The 10,133-nt window shown below is 36.0% G+C and carries 10 protein-coding genes; 6 read left to right on the forward strand and 4 right to left on the reverse strand.

The window, feature by feature from the left end:
• The 4 genes from ABJI11_RS18685 to ABJI11_RS18700 form a co-directional block, all read left to right on the forward strand.
• Positions 1-1,798: B12-binding domain-containing radical SAM protein (locus ABJI11_RS18685; RefSeq protein ID WP_348355837.1), on the forward strand; the 1,798-nt coding region annotated here is incomplete at its 5' end.
• Between the two features lie 14 nt (positions 1,799-1,812).
• A complete protein-coding gene (locus ABJI11_RS18690; RefSeq protein WP_348355840.1) occupies positions 1,813-2,292 on the forward strand; it encodes a GyrI-like domain-containing protein in 480 nt (159 codons plus the stop codon).
• Positions 2,289-3,572: an MFS transporter gene (locus ABJI11_RS18695; protein ID WP_348355842.1), complete on the forward strand. Its 1,284-nt coding sequence runs from the start codon at positions 2,289-2,291 to the stop codon at positions 3,570-3,572. Before ABJI11_RS18690 ends, ABJI11_RS18695 begins: the two co-directional genes overlap by 4 nt.
• A complete protein-coding gene (locus tag ABJI11_RS18700) occupies positions 3,550-3,936 on the forward strand; it encodes a DUF4345 domain-containing protein (protein WP_348355845.1) in 387 nt (128 codons plus the stop codon). The genes ABJI11_RS18695 and ABJI11_RS18700 overlap by 23 nt, the downstream gene beginning before the upstream one ends.
• An 11-nt stretch (positions 3,937-3,947) precedes the next feature.
• Here ABJI11_RS18700 and lptB read toward each other — a convergent pair whose 3' ends face one another.
• From lptB to ABJI11_RS18720, 4 genes are read right to left on the reverse strand one after another with little or no spacing between them, the layout of a single operon-like run.
• Positions 3,948-4,688, reverse strand: a complete 741-nt coding sequence (lptB, locus tag ABJI11_RS18705; protein ID WP_036153061.1) for an LPS export ABC transporter ATP-binding protein — start codon at positions 4,686-4,688, stop codon at positions 3,948-3,950.
• Between the two features lie 51 nt (positions 4,689-4,739).
• Positions 4,740-5,090 (reverse strand): carboxymuconolactone decarboxylase family protein, encoded by a 351-nt coding sequence (locus tag ABJI11_RS18710; protein WP_276492409.1) that lies wholly within the window; start codon positions 5,088-5,090, stop codon positions 4,740-4,742.
• On the reverse strand, positions 5,074-5,955 hold the full coding sequence (tatC, locus tag ABJI11_RS18715) for a twin-arginine translocase subunit TatC (RefSeq protein WP_348355849.1): 882 nt from the start codon (positions 5,953-5,955) through the stop codon (positions 5,074-5,076). The genes ABJI11_RS18710 and tatC overlap by 17 nt, the downstream gene beginning before the upstream one ends.
• Entirely contained in the window at positions 5,955-6,932 is a 978-nt protein-coding gene (locus ABJI11_RS18720) for a KpsF/GutQ family sugar-phosphate isomerase (RefSeq protein WP_276492411.1), read from the reverse strand. The genes tatC and ABJI11_RS18720 overlap by 1 nt, the downstream gene beginning before the upstream one ends.
• 172 nt (positions 6,933-7,104) lie before the next feature.
• Here ABJI11_RS18720 and ABJI11_RS18725 point away from each other — a divergent pair, with 172 nt between their 5' ends.
• Complete coding sequence (locus ABJI11_RS18725) at positions 7,105-9,315, forward strand: RecQ family ATP-dependent DNA helicase (RefSeq protein ID WP_348355852.1); 2,211 nt, start codon at positions 7,105-7,107, stop codon at positions 9,313-9,315.
• A gap of 294 nt (positions 9,316-9,609) precedes the next feature.
• Positions 9,610-10,122, forward strand: a complete 513-nt coding sequence (locus ABJI11_RS18730; RefSeq protein ID WP_348355855.1) for a fasciclin domain-containing protein — start codon at positions 9,610-9,612, stop codon at positions 10,120-10,122.
• Positions 10,123-10,133 lie beyond the last annotated feature (11 nt).

The following is a 10,133-nucleotide window of genomic DNA, read 5'->3' on the forward strand; positions in this document are numbered from 1 at the left end:
TATGGGTATGCAAGATAAAGCCAAGCATTTGGCAACTTTGTATCTTGAAGATTTGTCAGATTTTATAGTAGAATGTATTGATCCTAATTTTGGGTTTAGTAGATATGCAGAAAGACTTGGTCGTAGTGCAAATTCATTTGATGAATTGTATGATCACTTGAATGAAGAACCTACGTTTATTGATGAATTAACACTAGAGATTTTAAAAGAACAACTAGAAAGAGTACAACCTAAATTGGTGTGTTTTTCAGTGCCTTTTCCTGGTAATTTATATAGTGCTTTTCGCTGTTCCCAATTTATAAAGGCTAATTACCCTGAGGTGAAAATTGCCATGGGTGGCGGATTTCCAAATACGGAACTACGAAGTCTTACAGATGTTCGTGTCTTTGAATTCTTTGATTTTATTACCCTTGACGATGGTGAGCTTCCCTTAGAATTAGTGCATCAGTATGTTGTGAATGGGGAAGGGGAGTTAAAACGTGCTTTTATCTTAGAGGATAGTAAAGTTGTTTACAAGAATGATAGTCTTAGAACAGATTATAAACAGCAAGATGTTGGTACCCCAGATTATGCGGATCTGCAATTAACCAACTACATTTCTGTCATTGAAATTGCCAACCCAATGCATAGCTTGTGGAGTGATGGTCGTTGGAACAAACTCACCATGGCTCATGGTTGTTATTGGGGCAAGTGTACTTTTTGCGATATATCATTAGATTACATAAAAATATACGAACCTGTAGTTGCTAGTTTATTGGTTGACCGTGTAGAAACGTTGATGGAACAAACAGGTGAATCCGGATTTCATTTTGTAGATGAAGCTGCACCGCCATCATTAATGAAGGCATTTGCCCTAGAAGTTTTGAAAAGAAATTTAACCATTACGTGGTGGACAAATATTCGTTTCGAGAAAAACTTCACGCAAGACTTATGTTTCTTATTAAAGGCATCAGGCTGTATTGCGGTTTCTGGCGGATTGGAAGTAGCATCAGACCGATTGCTAAAACTGATAGATAAAGGCGTAACGGTAGAACAAGTTGCACAGGTAACGCGAAATTTTACCGAAGCTAATATCATGGTGCATTCGTACTTAATGTACGGTTACCCAACACAGACTGTGCAAGAAACGGTTGACAGTTTAGAAATGGTACGCCAGTTGTTTGAGTTGGGAATCATACAATCTGGGTTTTGGCATCAATTCGCATTAACGGCTCACAGTCCGGTTGGGTTACAACCTGAGGAATACGGAGTAATGCCAGATTTAAAAGATATCACCTTTGCAAACAACGATATTGATTTCAAAGATAAAACGGGAGTTGATCATAGTAAGTTCAGCTTCGGATTAAAGAAATCGCTCTTCAATTTTATGCACGGTATCGGTTTTGATATGAGTTTGCAAGAATGGTTCGATTTTAAGATTCCTTCTTCAACGATATCCGCAGACTATATATACAATTGCCTACAACAAGAGTTGGTGTTGAGCACAAAGTCAACCGCAAAAATTGCATGGATTGGTCCTATGCCATTGGCAAATGAACGTGTTAAGAAGAAAAAAGGTATGACTTGGCAGCAACTAGAACTGGGTTTTCATACCAATACTTATTTGTATGAGATAACAGTAGAAAAGGATAAAGGAGAATGGTTGTTGTCTATGCTAGAACAATTAAAACCTAAGAATAAACCCTTAAGTTACGGTCAATTAAAAAAAGACTATGAATCTCAGTTAGAAGATTTTGAACTGTTTTGGTATTCTAAACAAGTAACAGGTTTACGTGACCACGGACTATTGGTTCTTTAATTAAAATAGATATTATGATACCTAAAATTATTGATTTACAAAGTAATAAACTTGTAGGTCTTTCTCAAGAAATGAGTTTAATGGATAATAAAACACCAGAACTTTGGAAAGCTTTTAGGCAAAGAAGTAAGGAAATCACCAATAGGTCGTCTGATGATTTTATCTCTCTTCAAGTATATCCTTTGGACTATTTTCAGGAGTTTTCTCCCGTTAAAAAGTATATAAAATGGGCTTGTGTTGAGGTTGAAGATTTTGGTGCTGTTCCTGAAGAAATGAATAGCCTAGTTTTAAAAGGTGGTTTGTATGCTGTATTCAATTATAAAGGAACCGCGCAAAACGCGCAGACATTTTTTCAATATATTTATGGAGAATGGATTCCTAAGTCTGATTATAATTTAGATGACCGTCCGCATTTTGAAGTGCTGGGTGCCAAATACAAAAACAACGATCCAGATTCAGAAGAAGAAGTTTGGATTCCTATAAAAGCAAAATGAAAAACCCCGAAAAAGCGCCTTGGTATTATCTGTTGTTACTAATTTTAGCAGGGGAGAGCGTCTTTATTTTACCTTTTGTATTGCAACGTGTTTTTAGACCAACAGTCTTAAAAGTTTTTGAGCTTGATAATGTTTCACTTGGACTCTGCTTTTCCGTTTATGGATTTGTTGCTTTGGTTTCTTACCTATTAGGTGGTCCTTTAGCCGATAAATTTCAACCCCGAAAATTAATTGCCATAGCCCTTTGGATGACCGCATTAGGTGGATTGGTATTTTCCACTTTCCCCGATTATTTCACACTGCAAATACTTTACGGTTTCTGGGGATTTACGACTATATTTCTTTTTTGGTCACCTATGATTAAAGCTACAAGAGTATGGGGTGGTCAAAGCTCTCAAGGCAAGGCTTTTGGGTTTCTAGATGGCGGTAGGGGGCTGGTAGGTGCCTTATTTGGAACATTGGGTGTACTTGTCTTTTCTCATTTTATGTCTGCAGATTTAGAGGTTGCCACTTTAGAAGAAAGTAGGTTTGCATTTAGATATGTGATATTGACTTCGTCTGGTATAGTTTCTATTGTAGGCGTTCTAGTTTGGTTTTTTATGCGATTACCAGAAAGTCTAGAAAAGGATATTGTTCTTGAAAGAATTACGGTTGCACAAATTAAAGAAGTACTTCGTTTACCTTCTGTTTTACTTCTAATGATTATAATTCTGTGCGCCTATGTAGGGTATAAAATCACCGATATATTTTCTCTTTATGCACAAGACGTCATGTTATATAATGAGGTAGAGTCTGCAGAAGTAGGTACGTTTTTATTATTTGCAAGACCTATAGTAGGTGTTTTTATAGGAGTCATTGCAGATCGCTCTAGACCAAGTTTATTTTTGTTATTAGGTTTTATAATAGCGCTAATTGGCTCGTTGATTTTTGCCTCAGGAGTTGTTTCAGATGTTTCTTATTTTATATTCCTATTCTCCATTATGATTGTGGCATTAGGGGTGTATGCCATACGATCTCTATATTTTGCGGTGATGCAAAGCGGTAAAATTCCGTTAGTACTTACCGGTACTGCAGTTGGCCTAATTTCATTAATAGGCTATACTCCAGATATTTTTGCTGGACCGGCAATGGGGTATTTATTAGATGCATCGCCTGGGTTAAAAGGGCATCAACATGTATTTTGGATGCTAGCAATATTTTCTTTTATCGGTGGAATAGCGGCATTTAGATATTTTCAACTTTATGGTAGACCATTCAATGACAACGACAAAAAATCTTAATCTACTTCTATCGGGAATTATCGTTATCATAGCCGGTGTGGTCTATGGGGGGCATCCTGCTTATGTTATGCCAGAACTCTTAGGTTTTGAAGTAGTAGATTTAGAATTAAAGAATATGCTCCGTGCTGTAATGGGTATTTATATGGGAGTAGGGCTATTCTGGATTTTAGGCTCTTTTAAAGCGAATCTTTGGTATGCTGCAACCCTATGTAATATGCTCTTTATGGGTGGTATAAGTTTTGGTAGAATAGTAAGTACCGCTGTGGATGGAGTATCGCCATTATTTACACCAGCCCTGTTTCTTGAACTATTGTTCTTCGGTTGGGGATTGTATAATCTTAAAAAATATAAAGAGGTGGGCTAGATTTATAGTATTTAAAAATCAAGTTTCTTTTTACGTAACTCAAAATTCTGACCTAAATATACCTTTCTTACCATTTCATCCGCAGCCAGTTCTTCTGGTTCTCCTGACTTTAAAATACCACCTTCAAACATTAAGTAAGAACGTTCTGTAATAGCAAGCGTTTCTTGAACGTTATGGTCGGTAATGAGTATACCAATGTTTTTATCTTTTAACTGTGCTACAATACGCTGTATATCCTCTACAGCCACGGGATCAACCCCTGCAAAAGGTTCATCAAGAAGAATAAATTTTGGGTCGGTAGCCAAAGCACGTGCAATTTCTGTTCTTCTTCGCTCACCACCAGATAATAAGTCGCCACGACTTTTACGAATATGACCTAAACCAAACTCTTCAATAAGAGATTCCATTTTCATGTGTTGCTCTTTTTTGCTCAACTTGGTCAATTGAAGGACACTTAAAATATTTTTTTCGATACTTAATTTTCTAAAGACAGATGCTTCTTGTGCTAGGTAACCAATACCGTTTTGCGCTCTTTTGTACATGGGGAATTTGGTAATCTCCATGTCATCTAAGTAGATGCTACCGCCATTGGGTTTTACAAGCCCAACGATCATATAAAAAGAAGTGGTCTTACCGGCACCGTTAGGTCCCAATAACCCTACAATTTCACCTTGGTTTACCTCAAGGGAAATTCCTTTAACCACCCTACGGCCTCTGTAGGACTTCATTATATTGTCGGCACGTAACTTCATGTTTTCAAATCTATTGGTTATTGGTCTTTTAGAAAAGTAATTGGCGATTTTTTAACCTTGTTGGTTTTCTAATTCTTCCCAATATTCATACGCTTTTCGTAAATGCGGAATTACAATGGTACCGCCCACTAAGGTAGCTATACTCAACGTCTCCATGACCTCTTCTTTAGAAACGCCCTCATTATATGAACTCTCTAAATGATATTTTACACAATCGTCGCAACGCAATACGGTAGATGCTACAAGACCCAATAATTCTTTGGTCTTAACGTCTAAAGCACCTGCGGCAAATGCATTGGTGTCTAAATTAAATATACGTTTTACTACTTTATTATTATCAGCCAGTAACTTATCGTTCATCTTAGAACGATAGGCATTAAATTCTTCAATTTGATTTGACATTTCTATTTGCTTTTTTTTCTTTTTCAGCTTTTTTTCTTTCTTTTCTCAATACCATCGCAGAAATAAATATACTTATCTGGTATAATACAATGACCGGTATAGCAACTATAATCTGGCTTGTAACGTCTGGAGGTGTAATTACCGCAGAAAGTATTAAAACAACTACCAAGGCAATTTTACGGTACTTCTTCATCAATTCTGGCGTTACCAAACCAACTTTGGTCAAAAAGAAAATGATGATAGGTAATTCAAATAAAATACCACAAGCAAGTACTGAAATTTTTAATGTACCAATGTAAGAATCTAAATCGAACTCGTTCAGAACAGAATCACTTACAACGTATGATCCTAAGAAATTGATAGAAAGCGGTGCTACTATGTAATACCCAAATAATACTCCTATAAAAAATAAAATAGAGGCAATTAAGATAAATCCGCGAGAGTTTTTACGTTCGTTCGCATGTAGCCCGGGACTAATGAATTTCCACATTTCATATAAAATATAGGGAAATCCAAGAATAACACCTGCCCAAATAGAGGTCCATATGTGGGCAGAAAACTGTCCGCCCATTTCACGACTTTGAATGGTAAACGGAAATTCATCGGCACAGAAAGAAGAATCTATTACCGTAAAAGATTGAACTTTATTTAACCAAGTAGCAACATCACAAAAGAAGCGATACGTGGGGAAATTCATGTTCTTTGGTCCGAAAATAATTGTGTCAAATATGAAACCTTTCATTAAAAAGGCAACACTTCCAATGATGACAACAGCCAATACGGATCTGATTAAATGCCATCTTAATTCTTCTAAATGGTCAAGAAAAGACATTTCGTTTGGTGGCGTGGTAGTTTTGGAACTCATTATAAAATACCTTCGTTAATTAAATTATGTAAATGGATAACGCCAACGTACGTATCTTCATCCATGGCTAACAATTGTGATATTCCCTTTTTTTGCATATGCTCCAAAGCTTTAATAGCTAAAGTATTTGCAGGTATGGTTTTAGGGTTTTTAGTCATGATATCTTCAGCGGTCAACCCTTTTATGTTGTCATGTTTATTTAACATGCGTCTAATATCGCCATCGGTTACAATACCTACAACTTTTTCGCCATCAAGTACTGCAGTAACGCCCAACATTTTTTTAGAGATTTCAACAATTACTTTTTTGACCTCTTCGCTTTTTTGAACTTGTGGCACTTGATTTTTGCTGACCAAATCTGCAACTCTTAAATATAATCTCTTACCTAAGGATCCGCCTGGGTGATATTTTGCAAAATCTGAACTACTAAAACCTTTGATTTCTAAAAGCACAATTGCCAGGGCATCTCCCATAACTAATTGAGCTGTAGTACTTGTTGTAGGAGCTAGTCCGTTAGGGCAAGCTTCCTTCTCAACATGTGTATTTAGAATAAAATCTGCTTGTTTTGCCAAAAAAGAATCAGTGTTCCCTGTCATGGCAATTAGCTTATTAGAACCTCTTTTTATGAGCGGTACCAGCATCTTTATTTCTGGTGTATTTCCGCTATTAGAAATACAGATAACAACGTCATTATCTTGCACGGTTCCTAAGTCTCCATGTATGGCATCTCCAGCATGCATAAAAATTGCGGGAGTACCCGTAGAATTCAGGGTAGCTACAATTTTGGTGGCAATGATTGCGCTCTTTCCAATACCTGAAATTATAACGCGTCCTTTTGCTTCAATAATGCAGTTTACTATACTAGCAAAATCATCGGTTAAAAGTGAGGAAAGTTGTGCTATAGCATCACGCTCAGTTTCAATGGTTTTTCTCGCTAAGCCAATAATGGTGTCCGTTGCAATCAATCTATTATTCAAATTATGGATTGTATTCCTAAAAGAATGTATTATCTTTAAGATGACAAAATTAAACAAACTTAATTTTAAATGCCGATTATCGCATAATAATTTAGAAACGCCTAGCTAGGCAATTTGTATTTTTGTTCGCTTATAAAATTTAAAGTAAGTAGTGTCCCCTTAAATGTAAAATGTGACAGACAGTAAAGAATTTGACAATATCGATTTACATTCCTCATTAAAAAAGTATTTTGGTTTTTCTCAGTTTAAAGGACTTCAAGAAGAAGTAATTAAAAATGTTTTAAAACAGAATAATACGTTTGTGATCATGCCTACAGGTGGTGGTAAATCTATGTGTTACCAATTACCTGCCCTTATGCAAGAGGGTACGGCAATTATCGTTTCTCCGTTGATCGCTTTAATGAAGAATCAGGTAGATGCCATACGTGGTGTTTCTTCTGAAATAGGAATTGCCCATGTATTAAATTCCTCATTGAATAAAGGGGAAATAAAACAGGTGAAACAAGATATAACAGATGGTGTAACTAAACTGTTGTATGTTGCTCCAGAATCTTTGACAAAAGAAGAGAATGTAGAATTTTTACGCTCGGTCAAAGTTTCTTTTGTAGCGGTAGATGAAGCGCATTGTATTTCAGAATGGGGTCATGATTTTAGACCTGAGTATAGAAATTTGAAATCTATAGTGGCACGTTTAGGAGATGATATTCCTATTATTGGGCTTACAGCTACTGCAACGCCTAAGGTTCAAGAAGATATTATTAAGAATTTAGGTATAGGTGGAGCCAAGCTTTTTAAGGCGTCTTTTAACCGACCTAATCTATTCTACGAAGTACGTACCAAAACAGAAAATATTGAAGCGGATATTATCCGTTTCGTGAAACAAAATTCTGGTAAATCAGGAATTATATACTGCCTTAGCCGTAAAAAGGTAGAGGAATTAGCTCAAGTATTACAGGTAAACGGGGTAAGTGCCGTACCATACCATGCAGGTTTTGACGCTAAGACAAGATCAAAATATCAAGATATGTTCTTGATGGAAGATGTAGATGTGGTAGTTGCAACCATTGCCTTTGGTATGGGTATCGATAAACCAGATGTACGTTTTGTAATTCATCATGATATTCCAAAAAGTATTGAAAGTTACTATCAAGAAACCGGTAGAGCTGGTCGTGATGGTGGTGAAGGTCATTGTTTAGCCTATTACTCTTATAAGGATATTGAAAAGTTAGAGAAGTTCATGTCTGGTAAACCGGTAGCTGAACAAGAAATAGGAAATGCTTTATTGCAAGAGGTGGTAGCGTATGCAGAAACCTCAATGTCTAGACGTAAGTTTATGCTTCATTATTTTGGAGAGGAATTTGACGACGTTAACGGTGAAGGTGCCGAAATGGATGATAATACCCGTAACCCGAAAGAGAAAGAAGAAGCGAAAGACAACGTTGAAAAGTTACTTAAGGTAGTGACCGGTACAAGCGAAAAGTTTAAATCTAAAGAGATCGTAAATGCATTGCGCGGTAAAACCAATGCAATAATTTCTTCGCATAAAACCAATGAAAAAGAGTTTTTTGGAATTGGTTCCGATAAAGATAAAAGCTATTGGATGGCACTTATTCGTCAGACTTTGGTTGCCGGATTGCTAAGAAAAGAGATAGAACAATATGGCGTATTACATGTAACTGATAATGGTAAGGAGTTTTTAGCGAATCCTTCATCTTTTATGATGACCAAAGATCACGTTTATAATGCCGAAAATGACAATGCTATTGTTGGTGCCGCTAAATCTGGTGGTATAGCAGATGAGAAATTACTGAAGCAGTTAAAGGACTTACGAAAAGCACAGGCTACGAATATAGGTGTTCCGCCATTTGTAGTTTTTCAAGATCCTTCATTAGAAGATATGGCATTGAAATATCCTATATCGCATGAAGAGCTGCTAAATGTTCATGGTGTAGGTGAGGGTAAGGCAAAAAAGTATGGTAAGCCGTTCATTGCATTTATTAGTACCTATGTTGAAGAAAATGAAATTATTAGACCAGATGACCTTGTAGTTAAAAGTACAGGAGCAAATTCTGCGTTGAAATTATATGTAATACAGAATGTGGATAGAAAATTACCATTGACTGATATTGCTTCTTCTAAAGGCTTGGAAATTCCTGACCTTATTAAAGAAATGGAACAAATAGTCTACAGTGGTACCAAGTTAAACCTGAATTATTGGATCGATGATATTCTAGATGAAGATCAACAAGAAGAAATTCATGAGTATTTCTTGGAATCCGAATCAGATGATTTAGAAGAGGCAATGAGCGAATTTGATGGCGAGTATGAAGAAGAAGAGCTACGATTGTATAGATTAAAATTCATTAGTGAAGTAGCAAACTAAACTAAATATATATAATTTATTTATAAATCCATTAACCAATATAAATTGGTTAATGGATTTTTTTATTAGAGTTATACAGGTAATTTATGTTGTCCGTTTTATGTGGCTTCTAAAACTTTTAAATGGTAAATAGCAGGGTAAAGTAAATTCTACCCCATATTTTTTCACCTTCAAATAATTGATATACAGCACATTGTATTTTGTTTAATAAATAAATTAAAACTTTAAACAAAATTTAAGACTATTGCTCGTGGTTCCGTTATACTTTTACAGAAATCTAAAAAAAAAAGAACTATGAAAATTTTAAAAATTACATTATTAAGTGCAATTACATTATTTGTAACGAACATCTCTGCTCAGTCAGAAACTATTGTAGGTGTTGCAGCGGGAAATGACAATTTTACAACCTTAGTAGCTGCAGTAAAAGCGGCTGATTTAGCAGAAGCGTTGAGTAGTGAAGGTCCGTTTACAGTATTTGCGCCGGTAAATACAGCTTTTGAAGCATTACCAGCTGGTACGGTTGATACGTTATTAAAGCCAGAAAGTAAGGATGCATTAACGGGTATTTTAACTTACCATGTAGTAGCCGGTAAGTTCATGGCTGCAGATGTTATTAAGGCAATCAATGACAATGATGGTATGTTTTCAGTAAAAACAGTACAAGGAGGAACAATCACATTATCACTGAGCGGCGACAAGGTAATGTTGAAAGATGAAAAAGGAAATATGGCAACCGTAGTTATGGCAGATGTAGCTGCTAGCAATGGTGTAATTCATGCGATAGATGCAGTAGTGATGCCAGAATAAGTTTAAAAGTC

The organism is Maribacter sp. (genome assembly GCF_039968975.1).
Lineage (GTDB): Bacteria > Bacteroidota > Bacteroidia > Flavobacteriales > Flavobacteriaceae > Maribacter.